General features: G+C 61.0%; 19 protein-coding genes and 1 tRNA gene. 5 read left to right on the top strand and 15 right to left on the bottom strand.

Annotation, left to right across the window (positions count from 1 at the left end; translation table 11 throughout):
* Nucleotides 1-266: 266 nt before the first annotated feature.
* Nucleotides 267-689, top strand: a complete 423-nt coding sequence (locus ACYVM5_RS13915; protein WP_460618713.1) for a nuclear transport factor 2 family protein — start codon at nt 267-269, stop codon at nt 687-689.
* Between the two features lie 37 nt (nt 690-726).
* On the opposite strand, the gene ACYVM5_RS13910 is transcribed toward ACYVM5_RS13915, so the two are convergent.
* The 4 genes from ACYVM5_RS13910 to ACYVM5_RS13895 form a co-directional block, all read right to left on the bottom strand.
* Complete coding sequence (locus ACYVM5_RS13910; RefSeq protein ID WP_460618712.1) at nt 727-1,419, bottom strand: hypothetical protein; 693 nt, start codon at nt 1,417-1,419, stop codon at nt 727-729.
* Nucleotides 1,420-1,584: 165 nt separating this feature from the next.
* A complete protein-coding gene (locus ACYVM5_RS13905; protein ID WP_460618711.1) occupies nt 1,585-2,271 on the bottom strand; it encodes a hypothetical protein in 687 nt (228 codons plus the stop codon).
* Between the two features lie 38 nt (nt 2,272-2,309).
* A complete protein-coding gene (locus ACYVM5_RS13900) occupies nt 2,310-3,062 on the bottom strand; it encodes a DUF2400 domain-containing protein (RefSeq protein ID WP_460618710.1) in 753 nt (250 codons plus the stop codon).
* Nucleotides 3,063-3,201: 139 nt separating this feature from the next.
* A complete protein-coding gene (locus ACYVM5_RS13895; RefSeq protein ID WP_460618709.1) occupies nt 3,202-4,140 on the bottom strand; it encodes a LysM peptidoglycan-binding domain-containing protein in 939 nt (312 codons plus the stop codon).
* 190 nt (nt 4,141-4,330) lie between these two features.
* Between ACYVM5_RS13895 and kdsB the strand changes: the two genes are divergently transcribed.
* Nucleotides 4,331-5,080, top strand: a complete 750-nt coding sequence (gene kdsB / locus ACYVM5_RS13890; RefSeq protein WP_460618708.1) for a 3-deoxy-manno-octulosonate cytidylyltransferase — start codon at nt 4,331-4,333, stop codon at nt 5,078-5,080.
* Here the strand turns inward: kdsB and ACYVM5_RS13885 are convergent.
* The 4 genes from ACYVM5_RS13885 to gap form a co-directional block, all read right to left on the bottom strand.
* On the bottom strand, nt 5,077-5,517 hold the full coding sequence (locus tag ACYVM5_RS13885) for a DUF1622 domain-containing protein (RefSeq protein ID WP_460618707.1): 441 nt from the start codon (nt 5,515-5,517) through the stop codon (nt 5,077-5,079). The two genes, kdsB and ACYVM5_RS13885, sit on opposite strands and share 4 nt — an antisense overlap.
* Nucleotides 5,518-5,574: 57 nt before the next feature.
* Nucleotides 5,575-5,910 carry a translation initiation factor gene (locus ACYVM5_RS13880; protein ID WP_460618706.1) on the bottom strand — a complete coding sequence of 112 codons (336 nt, stop codon included), beginning with the start codon at nt 5,908-5,910 and terminating at the stop codon, nt 5,575-5,577.
* Nucleotides 5,911-6,056: 146 nt separating this feature from the next.
* Nucleotides 6,057-6,926: a diacylglycerol/lipid kinase family protein gene (locus tag ACYVM5_RS13875; protein WP_460618705.1), complete on the bottom strand. Its 870-nt coding sequence runs from the start codon at nt 6,924-6,926 to the stop codon at nt 6,057-6,059.
* Nucleotides 6,927-7,113: 187 nt separating this feature from the next.
* On the bottom strand, nt 7,114-8,121 hold the full coding sequence (gap, locus tag ACYVM5_RS13870) for a type I glyceraldehyde-3-phosphate dehydrogenase (protein ID WP_342298406.1): 1,008 nt from the start codon (nt 8,119-8,121) through the stop codon (nt 7,114-7,116).
* Nucleotides 8,122-8,437: 316 nt separating this feature from the next.
* Between gap and ACYVM5_RS13865 the strand changes: the two genes are divergently transcribed.
* Nucleotides 8,438-8,509: transfer RNA gene (locus tag ACYVM5_RS13865), tRNA-Glu, on the top strand.
* 346 nt (nt 8,510-8,855) lie between these two features.
* Nucleotides 8,856-9,632 carry a porin family protein gene (locus ACYVM5_RS13860; protein ID WP_460618704.1) on the top strand — a complete coding sequence of 259 codons (777 nt, stop codon included), beginning with the start codon at nt 8,856-8,858 and terminating at the stop codon, nt 9,630-9,632.
* 6 nt (nt 9,633-9,638) lie between these two features.
* Here the strand turns inward: ACYVM5_RS13860 and ACYVM5_RS13855 are convergent, their stop codons facing one another.
* Complete coding sequence (locus ACYVM5_RS13855; RefSeq protein WP_460618703.1) at nt 9,639-10,247, bottom strand: HlyD family efflux transporter periplasmic adaptor subunit; 609 nt, start codon at nt 10,245-10,247, stop codon at nt 9,639-9,641.
* A gap of 170 nt (nt 10,248-10,417) precedes the next feature.
* Nucleotides 10,418-13,174 carry an MGH1-like glycoside hydrolase domain-containing protein gene (locus tag ACYVM5_RS13850; protein ID WP_460618702.1) on the bottom strand — a complete coding sequence of 919 codons (2,757 nt, stop codon included), beginning with the start codon at nt 13,172-13,174 and terminating at the stop codon, nt 10,418-10,420.
* 96 nt (nt 13,175-13,270) lie between these two features.
* On the opposite strand from ACYVM5_RS13850, the gene ACYVM5_RS13845 reads away from it, so the two are divergent.
* Nucleotides 13,271-13,717 (top strand): DUF4174 domain-containing protein, encoded by a 447-nt coding sequence (locus tag ACYVM5_RS13845; protein WP_460618701.1) that lies wholly within the window; start codon nt 13,271-13,273, stop codon nt 13,715-13,717.
* 11 nt (nt 13,718-13,728) lie between these two features.
* Here the strand turns inward: ACYVM5_RS13845 and ACYVM5_RS13840 are convergent, their stop codons facing one another.
* The 5 genes from ACYVM5_RS13840 to galK form a co-directional block, all read right to left on the bottom strand.
* Complete coding sequence (locus ACYVM5_RS13840) at nt 13,729-15,642, bottom strand: DUF294 nucleotidyltransferase-like domain-containing protein (RefSeq protein ID WP_460618700.1); 1,914 nt, start codon at nt 15,640-15,642, stop codon at nt 13,729-13,731.
* A 35-nt stretch (nt 15,643-15,677) separates the two neighbouring features.
* On the bottom strand, nt 15,678-16,406 hold the full coding sequence (locus ACYVM5_RS13835; RefSeq protein WP_460618699.1) for a 3'-5' exonuclease: 729 nt from the start codon (nt 16,404-16,406) through the stop codon (nt 15,678-15,680).
* 20 nt (nt 16,407-16,426) lie between these two features.
* A complete protein-coding gene (locus ACYVM5_RS13830; RefSeq protein WP_460618698.1) occupies nt 16,427-17,452 on the bottom strand; it encodes a LacI family DNA-binding transcriptional regulator in 1,026 nt (341 codons plus the stop codon).
* 108 nt (nt 17,453-17,560) lie between these two features.
* Nucleotides 17,561-18,610: a UDP-glucose--hexose-1-phosphate uridylyltransferase gene (locus tag ACYVM5_RS13825; RefSeq protein WP_460618697.1), complete on the bottom strand. Its 1,050-nt coding sequence runs from the start codon at nt 18,608-18,610 to the stop codon at nt 17,561-17,563.
* Between the two features lie 141 nt (nt 18,611-18,751).
* Nucleotides 18,752-19,918 (bottom strand): galactokinase, encoded by a 1,167-nt coding sequence (galK, locus tag ACYVM5_RS13820; RefSeq protein ID WP_460618696.1) that lies wholly within the window; start codon nt 19,916-19,918, stop codon nt 18,752-18,754.
* Between the last annotated feature and the right edge of the window lie 237 nt (nt 19,919-20,155).

Below are 20,155 nucleotides of genomic sequence, written 5' to 3'. Positions count from 1 at the left end.
CAGATTAGTCATCAAAACCCTGTGGCCCAGCTGCAGTGAAAATCACTGATGAAAGCCGCTCAACCCTGTGAGGTTAATCATTTTCTCCCGCCTGCCCGACGGCTATTTTAGCTAAGCAGTCAAAGCCATGAGGAACGACAGCCAAGCTGCCCGCTGAACGGGCCTCACGAGTGTGGCTTATGCTGCAAAAAGCGTCTGTTGCCGATGGGGTTGCGGGAAGAGATGAGACGTGCAACAGCCCTTCATTAGTTATCAATCTAACGGCCATGAACGAGCAACAGAACACCCAGACGGTACAAGCCGGGTACGCCCTTTTCGGCAAAGGCGACATTCCTAACTTATTGAAATTGTACACCGAAGACATTGAGTTTGTTATTCCGGGGGCACCGCAGGCCATCCCGTATGCTGGCGTCTACCGCGGCAAGGAGGCGGTGGCCACGTTCTTCGCCAAGCTGCACGAGGCCGTGGAATTTGAGCGTTTTGAGCCCACGGAATACATCGCGCATGACGATAAACTGGTGGCACTGGGCTACGGCAAGGCCCGGGTGAGGGCCACGGGCCAGTCCGAAGAGGAAGAATGGGCGCACGTCTTTCAGATGCGGGACGGAAAGGTGTCGCGCTTCCAGGTGTACACGGATACGGCCGCGGTGGCGCAGGCATTCCAGCACAGCAGCCAGATGGCCATGTAAGGCGGCAACATAACTACCCTGCCCGTGCGGCAGCGGGCTACGCCGTTGGCGCGGCCCGCTGGTTGCGGCGGTACAGGCCCAGGTACAGCGCCGTGAAGGTGAATAGGCGCAGGCTCACCGTCCAGTCGATGCCGGGCACCAGCAGCAGCCCCACGGCCAGGGCCATTAGCGCGTAGCACAGCCAGGCCAGGGCGCGGCCGAAGCCGCCCTGGTAGAAATTGGGGCGGTGCAGGATTTCATCGGGTGTGCCTGCGGCGACCATCTGGCCCTGCAGGGTGCGGCCGAGGGTGAGGGCATCCACGAGCCCGGGTAGGCTGGCCTCTGCGGTGGGGATGCCCCGTTTGGGGCGGTCGGCCAGTTGCAGCATGGGGCCGTGACTGGGGTAGAGCTTGATGTGGGCGCCGCCCTGCGAGGCCAGCTCGCCGTAGCCCACGATTTCGCTCAGCGGGTAGTCGGTCGACGGTACGCCGTAGGTAATACTACGGTCGCGCGGCTCCAGGCGCAGGTTTTTGGGCGTGAGGGTGGCCAGCACGGGCAGCATGCTGCGCCGCAGCAAGGGCCAGGCCACGGCCAGCAGGAGCCCACTGGCCAGCAGCAGCCCGCCACCCCAGGTGCGGTCGCCGTCGCTCAGAAACAGGCAGGCGGCTACCAGCAGCACCAAGCCCAACGTGGGCAGCAGAATGCCGGCCAGCATCAGGCCCATGCGCACCTGCACCAGGTGGCTACGCAAGGTGACTGATGAATTAGCAGATGATTTGGCAGCTACAGATACCGGGGCGCTCATGCGATAAAGCATTGGGATAAAGGAGAAGCCAAATTATCAGTTTGCCATGGAAAATGGAAATCGGAATTACTTACACTCCGCTTCTACTACCGCTCGCCCGCGGCAGGCAATTTACTTTTCGTTTCGCTGCTCACGGGCGGCAAGCCACGCAACCAGATAGGCCCCAAAAATTCCCCATGCTGAGAAAAAACTACCAGAAATATGGTGGCGGTGCATCTGCTCCCAAGTCATCCAAACCATCGTTGCTGCAAATGGAGCAAGTAAAATCGTTGAAATAGGCTTTTCAAAGAGCGTCTTTTCGCGCAAGGCGACCGGTTGCTCATCCGAGGGTGACTGTTTCGCTATAGCCGTTTCAAGTGCCGTCACCATCGCAGCAAAATGCGGGCTCTGCCCCCCATGAAAGAAGTCGCTAATGACAAGCCTTGTGCGCGTACCATCACGCATTTTCAGGCGCAAAATATCGTCCGAATTATAAGTTGAATGACGGTAGGCAATAATAGAGGCCAATGGGATTTGCTTTTCCGTTCCCTCATCCGAACGAGCAATTACTACCTTATCCAACGAGATTGTAATTAATGCCTCTTCCCCGCTAAACTTCTTCAGCAGTCGATAAAGCAGGTACAAGCCTCCCGCCATCCATACAACAAATATCAGCAGCTTCACATCCTTGCTGATTGCCAACGGCACAGTTAGCGTGTCGGCAGCTTTCAGGCCAAACATCAGCAGCAATAGGCCCCCAAGCATTAGCCCGGCCAGTTTTATACGATTGGTCAGGGTGAAATGGAATTGCTCTTCCATGCTTGTTCAGTGGGCTACTTGTTCAGTGGGCTAATAAACTACTTATCAACCCCCGCCCCGAACAGGGCGAAGTCGTACTTCACCGGGTCCGTAGGGTCCAATAACCGCAGATTAGCCGTCAGTTCTTCGGCGGCTTCCCAGTCCACGAGCTTGCGGGTGAGCAGACCCAGGGGGCGGGCCTGACGCTCGACGTGCAGGTCGATGGGCATGATAAGGTCGGCGGGCGAGAGGCGGGTCCAGAGGCCGAAATCCACGCCGTGGGCGTCGCGGCGCACCAGCCAGCGCAGGTACATGTTCACCCGCTTGCAGGCCGACTTGCGGGCCGGCGTGGCCACGTGCTTGCGGGTGCGCTGGGGCGCATCGGGCAGGCTGAAGAAGTGCTGGTGGAAGTTTATCAGCCGCTCGCGCTGCGTGTGCCCCACCAGAAACGCGGTTTCCAGCGTCTTGTGCTGCCCGTACCAATGGCGCAGGAAATGCACGAAATACAGCAAGTCGGTATCGCAAAACGTGCGGTGGCAGAAGCCGAGGAGCTTTTTCAAATCCTCGTCCTGGTGCTGGGTGATGAATTGGTACGGCGCATCGTCCATCCGGCGCAGCAGCTCGTTGCACTTGTTGATGATGGTGGGCCGCTGCCCCCAGGCCAGCAGCGCCGCAAACAGGGCCGCGATTTCAATATCCTGCCGCTGAGTGAAGCGGTGCGGGATTTGGATGGGGTCGTTCTGAATGAACTCGGGGCGGTTGTAGCGCAGGTATTGCGCATCGAGCTGGCGGCGGAGCTGGGCGATGTTCATGGGATAGCTAATGGGCTAATAGAAACGCCTGTCATCCTGAGCGCAGCGAAGGACCTTATCAAGCCTGAACCAGTTGTTCAAACGTGATAAGGTCCTTCGCTGCGCTCAGGATGACAGGCGTGTTAAATTGTTCAACCGCCTACTGCGGAATGTAGTTCGTCTCCACCCGGAAGCGGGAGTCGGTGGTGCCGAGCTTTTGCACGGCGCGGGGCGAAAGGCGCACCAGAATGTTGTTGTTCTCGCCCGTATCAGGCAGCTTGCCAATGACGCGCACGTACACCGAGAGGCCGTTGCCGCTGTTTTTCACCTGCATGATGGTGCCCACAGGGGCCGTTTTGTGCAGGGCGAGGTACTTGTCGGTAATGCTTTTTTCGATGGGCGCACCGAGGCCGGACTCCACCACGCGGGCCAGCACCTCGCTGGCGCGGCTGGGGGTGTGGTCTTCTTTTTCCTCTTTCTCATCGGGCCGTTCGGTCACGGTCGCAATCTGAGCGGGCTTGTCGGGGGCCGGGGCTTTGGCGGGCGTGGCGGGCACGGCTTCCACCTCTACCGGGCGCACGGGGGCGGCTTTGGGCGCAGTGGTGGCGGCAACTTGGGTTTCAGCCGCGCCGCTGAGGATGAGTTGCTGGCCCACGCGCACGGTGCCGCCGGCCGGCAGCTTGTTGAGCCGAATCAGTTCATCGGGCGTGAGCTGAAACTTGCGGGCAATGCCGAACAGGGTTTCGCCCTTGGCCACGGTGTAGCGGGCAGGCACCGTTACGGGCGCGGCAGTTTTGTCGGGCGCGGCGGCGGCTGTGGCTTTGCCGGCAGCCGGACGGGGCACGTACACAATCTGGCCCACGCCGAGGCCATTTTTAATCTGCGGATTGGCCGCGTTGAGCTCGGCCAGAGTGACGTGGTAGCGGCGCGTGAGGGCGGTGAGGGTTTCGCCGGCGGCCACGCGGTGCTTCACGAAGCGCTGGCCGCCGCGCATTTCCTGGCCAATGGAGTCGGCCGGGGCGCTTTTGGTGTGGCCGGGTTTGCCCGGGCCGGGGCCGCCCAGGGCCAGCAGCGTCAGCAACGAAAGAATTACAGTCATATAAATAAGCCTTCCAAAATTCACTTTGCCCCCGCCCGGGAGCGCCGGCCAGGCAGCCCGCGGAGGCAAAATAACGCAATAACCGGCGGGAAATTGAGCCCGGCCGGTTTCAACCCCGCCCCGTTCCGTTATTTGGAGCTTCGTAGCGGGACTTTTCCCGTTTCCCGCTCCTCATTTCGCGCTTCCTGCTATGGTTCTCGGCCTGATTCCCGCCCGTTTCGCTTCCACCCGCCTGCCCCGCAAGCCGCTCGTCGATTTGGGCGGCCAGAGCATGATTCATCGCGTGGTACTGCAGGCCCGGCAGGCCAACCTGGCCCGCGTGGTGGTGGCTACGGATGATGAGCGCATCCTGCACCACGTCCAGGATTTCGGGGGCGAGGCCGTGCTTACCCGCCCCGACCATCCCAGCGGCACCGACCGCCTCTGGGAAGCCTTCCAGCAGCTCGGCAGCCCGGCCGATGTGCATTGCATCGTCAACATCCAGGGCGATGAGCCGTTCATCCACCCCGCCCAAATCAACGCCCTGGCCGATTTATTTGCCGATACTGCCACTGCGCCCGCCATCGCCACGCTGGTGAAGCCGGTGCTCACAGAGGAAGAATTATTTAGCCCGCACCTGCCCAAAGTGGTACTCAGCCAGCAGGGCCACGCCCTGTATTTCAGCCGCCACCCCCTGCCCTATCAGCGCGGCCGCGAGCCCGCCGAATGGCTGGCCCACCACCGCTACCTGCGCCACCTGGGCCTGTATGCCTACCAGCCGCAAGTGTTGCAGCAGCTCACGCGCCTCCCCGTGTCGCCCCTCGAAGCGGCAGAGAGCCTGGAGCAATTGCGCTGGCTGGAAGCGGGTTTTCAGATTCGCTGCGCGGAGACGGAGCTGGATGCGTTCGGCATCGACACGCCGGAGGACGTGGAACGGGCCCGGGCGCGTTTGCGCGGTTAGTCGGCGCGCTCCACTACAGGCTTTTCGGCGCTGGTCTGGTGGCGTTCGTCCCGCATCTCGCGGGAGAGAAAGTAGTTGAGGGCTGTACGAATGATGGCAATGGCCCCGAGCTTGCCCAGTTGCTCCCAAGTGGGCGAAATAGCCGTGGACAGGATATCGGCCCCGAGCTGAAACTCCAGGGCCAGCGCCAGGTAGCGGGCCAAAGTCAGGCGGATGGCCGTAAAATCGGCCGTCTGGCCCTTGCTCAAGGCTTTCAGCAGCAGCCAGCCCGCGCTGAGAATGCCCAGCGCGATGATAACCGCGCCCACCATTTCTACGCCCAGCTTCAGCCACAGCACCGCGTCGATGACCGTGCTTTCGGCTCGGCCGTGCAGGGAAGTCACGTCGCGGGCTGCTTCGGGCAGAATTGATAAAAAAGAGGTGAGCAGTACAAGCATAGGCGCATAGAAAGCAACAACGAGCGGGATACGGCCCAGGCCGACTCGTAGCCGGAATCAGCCGCCGGCTTTTTTGGCTTTGTAGCCTTCCTTCAGCAACACTTCCAGCACTTTGTCGCGGAAGTCGCCCTGCACCACAATTTCGCCGTCTTTGGCGCTGCCGCCCACGCCGCACTTGGTTTTGAGGAGCTTGCCGAGGGCCTGCAAATCCCCATCGGTGCCCACAAAGCCGGTTACGAGGGTGACCTGTTTGCCGCCGCGCTGCTTTTTGTCGAGTTGCACGCGCAGCTGTTGCTGCTGCGGGGGCAGGGTTACGGCAGCGGCCGGCTCATTGCTCTGGTAAGCGAAATCGGGGTTGGTGGAATAGACCACACCGGTGCGGTTCTGTTTCATCTTGATGGTTAGTTGTTTTCCTTGTCATCCTGAGCGCAGCGAAGGACCTTATCGTGCCTGAACAGCTTGCAGTAATTCAATCGGCGCAAACGTGATAAGGTCCTTCGCTGCGCTCAGGATGACAAGGAGTAATCAGATTATCTCTTCTAAACTGCCACCGCCAGCGCCAGCGGCATTAGCTCCACGTCGAATTCGGTGGCATGGCCCAGGTAGTCGCCATCGACGTGGAAGCCAATGGGTGCGGCGGCCACCACCCGGGCGCGCGGCACCCGGAAATACTCGGCCGCCTTGCTCTGGGGCAGGGTGCCGAGGGCCATGGCCAGGCTCACGCGAAAGGCCCGAAACACGGGCAGCGCATCAATCAAGCACACGTCGAGCAGGCCATCGCGTAAGTCGGCCAGGGGCGCGATGTAGGCGTTGTTGCCGTATTGTGAGGCGTTGGCGAAGGCCAGCACGTAGCAATCAGTGCCGATTTCCTGGCCGTCGAGGTTGGCCTGCACTGCTACCGGACGGTAGCGCCGGTACTCGCGCAGCGTCACCTGCAAGTAGGTGCTCAGGCCCCGCGAGCCGGCCTGGGCGAAGTGCTGGCTCACGTGCGCATCGAATCCCAGCCCGGCCGTGCAGAAAAACGGGTGGCCGTTTATTACGCCTACGTCCATGCGGCTGAAGTCGGGCGCGGCCAGCCGGCGCAGCGCGTCGGGCAGGCCCAGCGGCACTTTCAGGTGGCGGGCCAGGCCATTGCCCGAGCCCTGGGGGATGATGCCCAAGGCAGTTTCAGTGCCCAGCAGGCCCCGGCCCACCTCGTTCACGGTGCCATCGCCGCCCACGGCCGCCACCACTGCAAAGCCTTCGGCTGCTGCCTTTTGGGCCAGTTCCACGGCGTGGCCGGCGTACTCCGTCGGGCGGATTTCATAGTCTTGCTCCCGCGCGCCGAAATACCGCGCAATCAGGGCAGGCATGTCGTGGCGCTGGCTGGGGCCGGCCTTGGGGTTCAGGATGAAGCAGGTTTTGGGCATGGGAGACGCCCAGCAAAGGCTTGGCGGAATATCGTAGAAAGCAGTGCGTATTCGCTGGGGCGCAAGAAGATTAAAATCTGCTGATTTCTCACCACCTAACTCCCATTACGCTTTACGTACAAATAAAAACGCCGCCCGCTCCGCCACAAATGGCAAAGCGGACGGCGCTTATTTACGGGAGCGACAATTAGCCGTTCATCTTCTCGCCCAGCTTCTGAATCAAATCAGCCGTGCGGGTCGAGTAGCCGGTTTCGTTGTCGTACCAGCCAATGACCTTGGCCAGCGTGCCGTTGGCCGACGTCAGCTCCGAATCGAAGATGCAGCTGTGGGGGTTGCCCACGATGTCGATGCTCACAATCGGGTCGGTGGTGTATTCGATGATGCCTTTCAGGGGGCCTTCAGCGGCAGCTTTCAGGGCAGCGTTGATTTGCTCCTTGGTCGCCTCCTTTTTCAGGATAACGGTCAGGTCGGTCATCGAGCCATCCGGCACGGGCACGCGCATGGCGAGGCCGTCGAGCTTGCCCTTCAGCGTGGGCAGCACCAGGCCCACGGCCTTGGCCGCACCGGTGCTGGTGGGGATGATGCTGTAGGCAGCGGCGCGGGCGCGGCGCAGGTCCTTATGTGGAGCATCTTGTAGGTTCTGGTCCGAGGTGTAGGCGTGCACCGTGGTGATGTAGCCTTTCTCGATGCCGAACGCGTCGTCCAGCACTTTGGCCATGGGGGCCAGGCAGTTGGTGGTGCAGCTGGCGTTCGAGATGATGGTTTCCGAACCGGTGAGGATGTCCTCGTTCACACCCAACACTACGGTAGGGATGTTGCCGGTAGCGGGAGCCGAAATCACAACTTTCTTGGCACCAGCGGTGATGTGCTGGCCAGCACCGGCCTCGTCCACGAAGCGGCCGGTCGATTCGAGCACCACGTCAACGCCCATTTTGCCCCAGGGCAGCAGCTTGGGGTCGCGCTCGGCGAGGGCGGCGATTTTCACGCCGTTTACCGTCAGGCTTTCCTCGTCGTAGCTCACGGTGCCGTCGAAGCGGCCGTGTACGGAGTCGTACTTCAGCAGGTGGGCCAGCGTTTTGTTGTCGGTCAGGTCGTTGATAGCAACGATTTCCACATTGTCGCGGCCAAGCAGCGACTTGAAGGTGAGGCGGCCAATGCGGCCGAAGCCGTTGATGGCGACTTTAATTTTTGCCATTGTACAAACAGGTGGGGATTAGTGGCCAGCCGCCACGCTGGCGGCCGGTTGAAACACGGGGCGAAGATAGCAGGCGGGCGCGGGTTGGCCCACATTCAATTCCGACCTTAATGAGAGTTCGACTCCCCTACGGACTACAGCACGGTTCAGCGAATAATTGTTAGGGCACAACCGTTTCAGCAAACGGGCAATAGCACCTTGCGGAAATTTTTCAGCCTGAAAAACAGGATACTTTGGTCTCAGTAGCACTTTTTTTTCTCCCAGGACTTGCACGAAACGAAGCGCGCCGTACCTTTGCATCATCAAAACGAACAACGGTCCGTTCGTCTAGGGGTTAGGACAGTAGATTTTCATTCTACCAACAGGGGTTCGATTCCCCTACGGACTACACAAAAGGCCCTCACAGCAATGTGATGGCCTTTTTTTATTGCACTGTTTTATTCTCACACTCCGCATTTGCTCCAGGCCGGGAGCTGTGCCCAGCGTGGGAGCAAGGTAGCTATACGGCATCTGTCGTCTTTTATCACTTGGGTCCGCCCTGTATTGCGCTGAACGCTGCAGGGTGAATTGTGACGCGGCAACTCGCGCGACATTCAAACGGCCACCTTCACCCCAACTACTTGCTAAGGCAAAGTAGGGCTGTCGGCAAACATTGTCGGCTTACTTATCTTGGAGTACCGAATCGGTTTTTAGATGCGCGCCCGCTCGCGCTACGACCTCGTTTCTGCCTTGCTATGAAGTCTTTTCAACTCCTTGCGACGGCCATAGCTGCGGCCGGGGCATTTCAGTCCGGCACAGTCCAGGCACAGGTACGGGTTAGCATTGGCCCCCAGCTGGGAGTTAACATTTCATCTACGCCCTACGCTACCCATTACCGCCCCGATGGCTTCCATACCGCGGCCCGCATCGGCATTGAGGTGGGTGCGGTGGCTTCTGTTAGCACAGGGCATTGGGCCTTGCAGCCCGCGTTGCTTTTCTCGCAAAGAGGTTTCAAAATCGACGACGAGTACACCCAGGAAAGCAATGGCTATTACAGTTGGAACAGCACTAAAAATGACTACTGTTTCAACTACCTGACCCTGCCGCTCAGCCTGGCTTACCTCCAGCGGGCCGATGGCCAGGGCTTGCAGGCGTTTGCCGGCCCTTACCTGAGTTTATTGCTGGGTGGGCATTACACATCCACGCTGGGTTACTCTTACCGAACGCCCCATTCTGGCGGCGGCAATTCTTCGCAAACGAGCGGGGCCGTTGTGGCTTATGCAAACCCATGGCCCAACACCGTCAACAACGACGTATTCTACACCCAGCGCTTCGATGCCGGCGTGCAAGGCGGGCTGGGGTATGGTTATGGCCGGGCGCTCCTCCACATCGGCTATAGCTTGGGATTGCGCAACTTAGGCAAGGAATACACGGTGAGCGGCAACGCTGGCAGCGCCACTATTTCCGCATCAATTTACCACAACAGTGCATTTCAGGCTACGCTGGCTTACTGGCTGTTTGCGAAGCCATAACCCTGTCTAGCGTTTCAACTGCACGCTGGCGGCCTCGCCCAGACGCAGCGGGGCGCGCGAGGTGAGCTGAATTTCGAGAGTGATGCCGCCGGTGGTGTCTTTGGCGGGGGCGACTACGCCGGTTACCACGCGAGTGGGGCGGCTGGTGGCCCACACGCGCACCGAGTCGCCGGGTTGCACACGGGCGGGGCTGCCGGCGGGCACGGCAACGGGCACCAGCAGGTAGCCGCGTTTCGTGATGGAGGTGACCACGGTACCGGGCTTCACGTACTCGCCTAGCGAAATCTGGCGCTCGCCCAGGAACCCGTCGTGCGGGGCAATCACGAAGTTGTAATCGGCCAGCTTGGCGATGATGGTACCGCGCCGCACGTACTTGCCCGCATCGAAATAGATGCTGCGAATGCGGCCGGGCTTGTTGGCAAGTACCGGTTCGGTGCCACCGGCTCCTACCCGGCCGCTCAGCACTACCGTGGTCGAGTCGGGGATTAGGGCGGCAGGTGTGGGACCGGCGGCCAGCGCGGCCACTTCATCGGTGGATTTCCACCACCAGCGGCGCCCCATCACGGCCACTCCAATCAGCAATAAGGTAATGGCAACGAGGAGTGGTTTTTTCATATAAAAAAGCATCGCGAAAACAGCTGGCCGAAACGCCCGCCCGGCCGACCAGTGAGGCCGGCAGATTCCTATACGGCAAAGCAGAACATAACAGCTAACCGGTTTTCCGGCGGCTTTCTGCTCTTGTGAAGTGCAACTCAGATGGAGCAATCAGGCCAATCTACCAAACCTTACTCCACCCGGCGCACGCGCAGGTAGTCCAGCATGGCCTGGTTCGTGGTGCCGTTCATGTTCTGGTTGGCGGGCTCGTAGGCCAGCGTGAGGGAGTGGGAGCCTTTGTCGAGGCGCACCCGGATGGGGTTCGAGAAACCCCAGTTGCTCCACTCGGCCACGCCGCGCTGGGGCAGCACCACGGTGCCCAGCAGTTCCGGGCCGCGCCGCAGCGTGCGAATGGCGCACTGGTTGTTGGTGTTGATGGGGCCGTTGCCGTTGGCATAGCGGAAATCGAGGGCGTACACGCCGCTTTCGGGCACCGTGACGGGGATGGTGAGGGTGGTGTTTTTGGTGGTCGAGGTTTCCACGAAGCCCTTGCCGGCGTAGCCTTTGTAGGGCTGGGTGGCCTTGGGGGCTACGGTTTCGAGTTGTATCTGCTGGATGAACAGGCCGGGGCCAACGGCTATGGGCTCACTGGCAAAGGACTGTAGCCCCTGCCGGTTCACAGCAATGACTTGATAATCATTGTATCCATCAAAGTCCGGAGCAGGAAAAACCTTAACCCCTATGCTGTCGGCAGGATTACTGCTACCATCGCCCTTACCATTTCGCAGGATTAAGTAGAAATTGCTCCCTTTAGTTGACTCCCAGCGCAAATAACCGTTGCTATAGGTCACGATGGGCGTTTCGGGCGAAACGGCATCGGCCACGTGGTTCACCGGTTGGGCAGCCGGGGCTTCGCTGCTGAGCACGATTTTTACAGAGTGCCGCCCGCTGATGCTGGCCGGAATGGCGGCATCGGCCAGCGGCTGGCCATCGAGCGTGATGCTTTTGAGGACGTTGCCGAAGCCGGTCATCTCCACATCAAGCACCGCCCGGCGGTAGTTGAAACCGGTGAGGCGGCGTGCCCCCGCAAACGCCTGCGGCACGAAGGGCCGGAACACCAGCCGCTCATCCTCATACCGCAGCCCAAACAGCACCTTATACACCAGGCTCAGGCTGCCGGAAAGGCTCCAGAGCATGTTGCTGCTATTGATTTGGGTGCCGGCGTAGTCGCCGGTGCGGGCCACGAAATTCTCCTTATTGGTCAGGAACAGCGCCGCCGGCCGGTAGATGGCGGCCATGCTCTCCGTCAGCGATGCCTCGTTGCCGACCTGTGCCGCCGCCAGTGCCCAGAAGCTCTGCACAAAGGGCCACACGGCATCGTTATGGTACGGCGGGATGCCCGGAATCTGGGGGTAAATGCACGGCACGCCGAAGGGCACGGTGGGCGTTTTGCTCACCACCTCCCGCGCCCGCTCGCCCTCGGCCACGCCGAAGAGTACGCACAGGGCCTCGCCCAGCGCCTCGGCTTTCGGGGAGAGAATCAGTGCAGTGCGGCCGTACAGAAACTGGCCGTAGTAGCCCTTTTGGGCCTGCCAGAGGTGCTGGTTGATGGCATCTTTAATGCCGGCGGCCCGGCGCTGGTGCTGCGCGGCGGTGCCGGGGTCGCCGAGGCGGGCGGCCATGCGGGCCAGCACCAGGTTGGCCTGATAATGCACGGCGTTGGTGCCCAGGTTTTCGGACTGGTAGATGTCGACGGGCTGCATCCAGCGCGGATAAGTCTGCTCGCGCCAGTCCAGAAACGACGACTCGCCGCGCACCAGGCCGGTGGCGGGGTCGTAGGCGTTCTGCACGTCGTCGGCCAGGCTTTGCTTGATGATGGGGTACACCTTGCGCAGCCAGGCCTCGTCGCCGGTGGCTTGGTATACTTCCCAGGCCGCCGTGGCCCAGATAACGCGGTCCGTCGAGCACGGGTAGGCCCCGCCCGTGCCGGTGTCCTGAATGATGCGCCCGGTGGGGCTCACCTTGCGCAGGAGGCTATTTATGGCCACTTTCGGCTGCAAGCTGGCCTGCGCCAGAATGATGCTGTAGCTCACATCGCGCGTCCAGACGCCGGCCCACTCCTTGCCGGTGCGGAAGGTGCTATCCGGCTCCACGGCGCGGCGGGCTTCCTCCAGGGCCAGGTTGTAGAGGGCATCGGCGAGGGGGTAATCGGAGGAATATTGCGGGAAGTCGTCAGTGTTGATGGTCTTTTTCCAGCTCGCGGCGGTGGTTTTGGCAGCGGTGGGCTGGTTCAGGGTCAGCGTGGCTTCGTAGATGCCGTCGCCGTCCGGGTCCTTCATTTCCAGCTCCGGCTTGTTGGTCAGGTTGTCGAAATCCCAGCTCAGCGGCGCGGTGCCCCCGGCAATATAAACGTGCTTGAAATCCTGCTGATACAGCTTCTCGCCCTTGAAGGTGGTGTAGAAACCCTGCTTCTTGAACGCTGCCAGCACCGGCCGCAAATCCAGCCGGATGCGCACTGGCGTGTTGGGGGCCAGGTAAGTATCGGCGGCGGCCGGCGTGGCATCCGCGTAGCGCTGCCCGAATACGATGGGCGGCGTTTCGATGGGTCCGCCGCCGGGCCGGGGCACGGCCACCAGCAGGTGGTTGAGGCCCGGGGCCATCTCATTGTCCTTGCCGTTGATGCTGAACTTGAACTCGACGCGCGGGCTCTGCCGGTCGTTGGCCGGGCTCACGTAATTCGAAACCAGTTCGGTGGCGGAGAGGGCGCGGGCCTCGTGTGGGCCCTGCACCACCCGGTCGCGGTACAGACTGTAAGCGTCGGATTGCCAGATGGGAGTTTGCACGGCGGGGGTAGTTGCGGTGGCAGGAGCGGCCGGCTTGCTGGTCTGACAGGCGGTGAGCAGGCCGAGCGTGAGCAGAAAGCCGGTGGCGAGGTGAGTGGATTTCATCGGGGAAGGGCGGCGAAAGTGGCGGGAACGTGCAAATTACAGCACGTTTCACGCGCTCTACCGTTACTACTAACGTGTCACTTTTGCTCAATGCTCATGAAACGACTGCGCTTTTTGCTCCTCGCTTCGCTCCTCTTGCTGGGCCTCTTGCTGGGCCTCTTGTTCACCGCCCAAACATCCAAACCCATGCCGCTGGAACAAACCCTGCGCGAATATCGCTGGAAGAAACGCGTGCTCCTACTAGCCGCCCCCACGGCCGAACAAGCCGATTTCAAAACCCAAAAAGCCCTGCTGAACGCCGAAAAGGCCGACATGACGGCCCGCGATTTCATCGTGCTGGAAGTGCTTTACAACCAGCTTACCGCTGCCGACCAGCAGTTCCTGGCGAAGAAAATCGGGGTTTCGCACCCGCAGTTCGCGGCCGTGCTCATCGGCAAAGACGGCGGCGTGAAGGAGAAAAGCAGCCGCCCAATTCCCCCCGCCGATTTGTTCGGCACCGTGGATAAAATGCCCATGCGCCAAGCCGAAATGCGAAAGAAATAGCCACCGGTTTCCTACCCCAACGACTTCGTGAACCCGACCTTAATCTTCAGCTGAAAATCAGCAATGACCTTGAAAATCTCCTTCAGCGTCACCTGTTCCACCTTCGTCAGCGTCTTCGGGTCGAGGTAGTTGTCGGGGGTCACGTTGTCGTTGATAATCTGGGCGGCCTGCTTTTTCAGGCGCACGCCCATGAGGTAGTAGTAGGATTGAAGCAGCTCGTGGGCCTCGCGCTCGGTGAACACGCCGAGCGCCTTGAGGGCCTCCAGCCGCTCGCCGGTGTTGGTGGCGAAAATGCGGTGCTTGAGGGCGTACATGCGCACCAAATCGACGATGGGCGACATGGTTTTCTTGAGGTTAAACACCTTATGCGCGCCGTGGGCGAAGGTGCGGATGTTGTTGAAAAACGTGAGCGGCGGCTCGTATTGCAGCGCGTTCACAGCCATGTGGTGATAGAAGCGCTCCACCGGCTTTTGCAGCTCCACGGCCAGGAAATCGTGCAGCTCGTCCATGATGGCGGGGTCGCCGTAGATGTAGCGGCAATCGAACGAGGCGGCGAACTGCATCCCGGTTTCGGGGTTCGATTCGGTCATCCACTCCACGTAGTTGCGCTTCCAGTGCGAGAGCGAGTGCGTCCACTTCGGGTTTTTGGCCATGAAGCCGCCTTCGCAGTAGCTGAACCCGATTTCGTTGAGCTGGTCGCTCACCATCTCGGCAAATTTCAGGAAGTAGTCGCGCACCAGTTCGCGCTGCTCGTTGGCCTTGTCCTCGTAGATAATGGCGTTGTCCTGGTCCGTGAGCAGGGTTTGTTCCTTGCGCCCCTCGCTGCCCAGCACCATGTACACGAACTTAGCCGGCGGCGGCCCCAGCTCGGCAATGGCCCCTTCAATCAGCTTCAGCGCAATGGCATCCGACACGGTGGTGATGACCTGGTTCACGATTTCGGGCTTCACGCCGCGGTTCAGGAGCTGGTACACCATTTCCGGCACCTGCTCCCAGCGGCGCTTCAACTCGGGCACGGCCTGGGCCTGCTTCACCGACTGAATGAAGATGAACGGCGACTGCGCCTGGTCGTCGGTCAGCAGCTTGTTGCGGCTCAGGAAGCCTACGTATTCACCATCGGTTTCGACCAGCAAATAGCGCGTCTTGGTCCTGAACATCAACAAAATAGCCTCGTACACAAACGCCCGCGAGCTGATGCTGACCACCGGCGCATCCACAATGGTTTCGACGGGCAGATTGGCATCGGCGCAGGTGGCTACCACCTTATCGCGCAGCGTAATGTCCGTTACGTAGCCGATGATGTGGCCGTCCACGTCGGCATTGGTGATGAAGTAGCAGCTGGTGCGGGCGGCGGCCATGCGCCGGGCCACTTCGTGGATGGGCGTGTAGGCGGCGCACACGTCGAGCGGGCGCAATTCCAACGTTTCAATACGACGCGAAAACAGCTGGTCCGAAGCCAGGTAGCTGGAGCCGGAGCTGGTGGCGGGCCGCACAAAGTGGGCGTATTCCTCATTCAGCATCCGCTGCCCGTAGCGCGTGGTGAAGAAGTGGAAGAAGCTCTCGTAGCCCTGGCACAGCGCCAGAAACTCGCGCCGGTGCAGGAAATACACGCGGGTATGGCGCTTGGCCACCACCGTGCGCAAGGATTTTTTCTTGTTGAGCAGCAGCGAAATACCGCCGTAGCACTCGCCGCGCCGGGTGAGTTCCACTACGCGCCGGTTCTGCTGGCTGTCGTAGAAAAACGTCTCGTACTCGCCTTCCACGATGATGTCGAGGCCCCGCAACTTCGTCTCATCCTGGTAGTAGATAACGCCCTCACGGGGGTGGCGCACTTCTTCCAGGCCCTCGGCCACTTCGGCCAGCACGTCTTCGGGCAGCCGGTCGAAGGGCTTCACGGTGCGGAGGAAATCGAGTTTTTCGCTCATGGGGCAGGGCAGCTTGGGGAGTTAAAAGGAGAACATCACATCAGTAGAAACACGGCCAGCAGCACCAGCGCCACACCGGCCAGCAGCAGCCACGGTGCCACCCCAATGCGCAGCTTACGCCGCCGACGGCGTGCCAGCCGGGCCTGCGGCGTGGGCAGCCCGATGGGCACTTGCTGGGCAATGATTTCGTCGGTAATCACGCCCTGCTCCCGCATGCGGAAGTAGCAGCGGGCCGTGGCGCGGGCATCCACCAGGGCATCGTGCTCACGCAGCAGGGGCTCCTGGAACAGGCGCTGGTGCAGCTCGCCGAGCCGCAAGAAGCCCTGGGTGCTGTGGCGCAACAGCGGACCAGTGGCCCGCATGGTGCAGAACTGAGGTAATTCCGGCAAGGGGTTTTTCAGGCCAGCCCGGTGGAAACCCACGCCCAGCATGTGGAAATCGAGCTGCATGAAATGGGCCACCACGCGGGGCTTGTAATGCAGCAGGTCGCGCTGCAGGCGCTGCATCACAGCGTGGCGCGAGCGGCCGTTAGCCTGCAAAAACTCCGGCGTGAGGCCGTGAATTTTGCCCGACTCCGGGCTCATGTCGTAGTCGTTGGGGCGGATGTAGTGGTTTTCGGCCTTCACTTCCTGGCCATCGGGCGTGCATATCACCCAGGCCAACTGCACGATGTGCGGCCAATTGTCGCGGCTGGTGTACGGCTGCGTCCAGTCGCGCGGAATACCCGTGGTTTCGGTATCGACGAACAGCAGGTAGTCGTTCACGGGGCCGGGCGCGGCGTTTATTAGGGCTGCTGGTGCCAGAGCGACGACTCCCGCTTTATCAGCCGGGGCTGAATCACGATTTTGCGGGGAGCCTGCTCGTGCTCCTGCACCATTTCCAGCAGCAGGCGCATGGCGGCCAGGCCCATTTCCTCGCAGCATTGGTCCACCGAACTCAGGTTGGGCTCGGTGAGGGAGCAGAAGCTTTCGTTGCTGAAACCCGACAGTGCAATGTCCTCGGGGATGCGCAGCTTGCGCTCCTTAAGCACGCGCATAGCGCCCACAATGGAAAAGTCGCTGGCCGAAAACACGGCCTCGGGCGGCTTGGGCAGGGCCAGCAGCTGCTCCATGCCGGCGCGACCATCGGCCTCCCACATCTCGCTGAACAGCACCAACTCTTCCTCAATCGGAATGCCGTACTCCTGCAAGGCCTGCCGGTAGCCACCGAAACGGTTGATGTAAATATTAAGGTGCTGCGGCCCGCCAAAGTGGGCAATGCGACGGCAGCCCTGCTCCAGCAGGTGCTTGGTAGACTGGTAACCGCCCTGGAAATCGTCGAGCTCCACGGCATTCACCTCCGGGCTGTCCAGAATCCGGTCGAAGAACACCAGCGGAATATCGCGCTTCTTAATCTTGTCGAAGTGCTTGTAATCGTGCGTGGTACGGGCCACCGACACCATGATGCCGTCGACCTGCGCGTTAATCATCGTGTCCACGTTCTTCTGCTCCTGGCCGTAGTCTTCGTTCGACTGGCACAGCAGCACGTTGAAGCCGGCGCGGTTGGCCACGGCCTCGGCCCCCTTCATCACCTGCGAAAAGAAGTGCCCGTCGATGTGGGGCACAATGACGCCCAGCGTGTTGCTACGTCCCTTGCGCAGGGCCGCCGCCAGGGCGTTGGGTTGGTAATTGAGCTGTTCGGCCAGTTTCCACACGCGCTTGCGGGTGGCTTCGCTGATGCGCGAATGGCCGCTCAGCGCCCGCGAAACAGTAGAAACGGCCAGGTTAAGCTCCTTGGCAATGTCCGAAATAGAGGCGCGTTTTTGAGCCAAAGCGGAAACGAAAAAAGTGAGTACGGGGCTAAATGTAACCCCGTGCGCCTATAACACCAGTGAAACGCGGAACGTTGGCCGCATTTATTATTTCTGCCGCTGGCCCGGCTACTGCGCGGCGTTGTAGTGCACTTCGGACTGCTCGCGCAGCCGCCCGGCGCTGAATTCGGGCGTGATGTCGCGCTGCGGGTCGCCCAGCATCTCGTAGCCCACCATGAACTTGCGCACCGTGGCCGAGCGCAACAGCGGCGGGAAAAAGTGCATATGCAGGTGCCATTCGGGGTGCTCCTGCCCATCGGTAGGCCGCTGGTGTAGGCCGGCCGAGTACGGGAAGGAGATGCTGAACAGGTTGTCGTAGCGAATGGTAAGGCGGCGCAGAATGTCGGCCAGCGCGTCGCGCTCATCAGGCGTGAGTTGGGTCACGTCCTGCACCGGACGGCGGGCAATGACGATGGTTTCGAACGGCCACACGGCCCAGAACGGCACCAGCACCACGAAATGCTCGTTTTCGATGACGACCCGCTCCTTTTTTTCCAGCTCGATTTTGAGGTAGTCGCTCAGCAGCGTGCGGCCGTGTTCCTGGAAGTAGGCCAGTTGCTGCACCGTTTCCTTGGCGGGCTCGCCGGGCACAGTGCGCTGCGCCCAAATCTGGCCGTGCGGGTGCGGGTTCGAGCAGCCCATCATCGGGCCCTTGTTCTCGAAAATCTGCACGTAGTTGATGTCCGGCCGTGCCCCGAGCGTGGTAAATTCCTCCACCCACAAATCCACCACCTTGCGAATGGCGGAGGTTTCCATCTGCGGCAACGTCAAGTCGTGGCGCGGCGAGAAGCAGATGACGCGGCACACGCCCGACTCGGCCTCAGCCCGCAGCAGGCCGCCCTCGTTGATGCCGCCGGTGGGCACGTCGGCAGTCAGCGCGCCAAAGTCGTTGTTGAAAACGAACGTGTCGGTGTACTTCGGGTTCACCTCGCCGCCCACGCGCACGTTGCCGGGGCAGAGGTAGCAGGTGGGGTCGTAGGCGGGGCGCTGGTCCTGCTCGGTTTCTTCCTGCTGGCCCTGCCAGGGGCGCTTGGAGCGGTGCGGCGACACCAGCACCCATTCGCCCGAAAGGGCATTGAAACGGCGGTGCGGGTGTTCAGTGGAATCGAAGGAAGACATAACGAGTATTTTTAGAACGGGGTAGAGACGCAATATTTTGCGTCTCGTCGTTGCTGATGTTGTTTAGTTGTTTGTGAGAACGGCACGGCTCCGGCCGTTCAACGCGGGTCGTTCAACGACGAGACGCAAAATATTGCGTCTCTACACGACCACCGCCCCTACCCCGCCCACAATCGTAGTCTGGTAGGTTTCCAGCTTCATCCCGAACTTCTCCTGATACGCCGCGCTCACGCTGGCGATGAAATCGTCCACCTTGTCGGGTGCCACCAGGTTGATGGTGCAGCCGCCGAAACCGCCGCCCATCATGCGCGAGCCGAACACGCCGGGCGCTTTCTGCGCTGCTTCCACCAGCACGTCGAGCTCTACGCAGCTCACTTCATAATCGTCGCGCAGGCCAGCGTGGCTGGCGTACATCTCTTTGCCGAAGGCGGTGAGGTCGCCGGCTTCGAGGTGGCGGCAGGCGTCTACTACGCGAGTGTTTTCCTGTACCACGTAGGCGCAGCGGCGGAAAACCGTGGGGCCGAGCTCGTCGCGGTGGGCTTCGAGTTGGGCCAGCGTGGCATCGCGCAGGGCCGCGATGTGGGGGTAGTGCTGCTGGAGCACCGACACGCCGCGCTCGCACTCCTGGCGGCGGGTGTTGTAGGCCGAGCTGGCCAGGCTGTGCTTCACGCCCGAGTTGCAGAGTACAATGCGACAGGCCGTGGTATCGAAGGGAAAGTACTCGTAATCAAGCGAGCGGCAGTCGAGGCGCACGACGTGGCCTGCCCGACCGAACGTGCTGGCAAACTGGTCCATGATGCCGCACTGCACGCCGGCGTAGGTGTGCTCGGCCAGCTGCGCGATGCGGGCCAGCTCCATCTTGTCGAGGTTGGTGCCGAGGAAATGATTGAGCGCGAAGGCCAGCCCGCACTCCACGGCGGCCGACGACGACATGCCCGCGCCCATGGGCACGGTGCCGGCAAACACGCAGTCGAAGCCCGGCACGGCGTGGCCGCGCAGCTGGAACTGGGCTGCCACGCCCAGCAGATAATTGGCCCAATGCACGTCGCTGGGACTGATTTCGGCGGCGTTGGCCAGCTCAAAACTTTCGCCCAAATCATAGGCCACGAGGCGGATTTTCTCGCCCCCGTTCAGGCCCACGGCGAAGCTCATTTCCTTATCCACGGCCGCGGGCAGCACGAAGCCGGCGTTGTAGTCGGTGTGCTCGCCGATGAGGTTGACGCGGCCCGGCGCGCGCACCAGCAGCGGCGCGTAGCCAAAGCGTTGTTGAAAATCAGCTTGAACGGCTTGGATGAGCGGAGTGGGCATAGAAAAATTCAGAGACGAAATAACCGGACGAAAACCACCTGCAAACGGCGTTACAACACTACGCAACTTTGGGCCGGGTGGCCAAACCATCACATTTGCGGGCCGAAAAGTACGGCAGAAGAGTTACATTTGCGCAATCGTTTGTCTTAAAATAACAGTCAAAACCCTTTAATTACGCTGGCTGTGACAACAAACTGTGGAGGTACAAGGCGGTTCACAACCATAATTTAGATAAAC

Source organism: Hymenobacter ruber (genome assembly GCF_054783255.1).
This window is presented reverse-complemented; position numbering and strand designations above follow the sequence as displayed.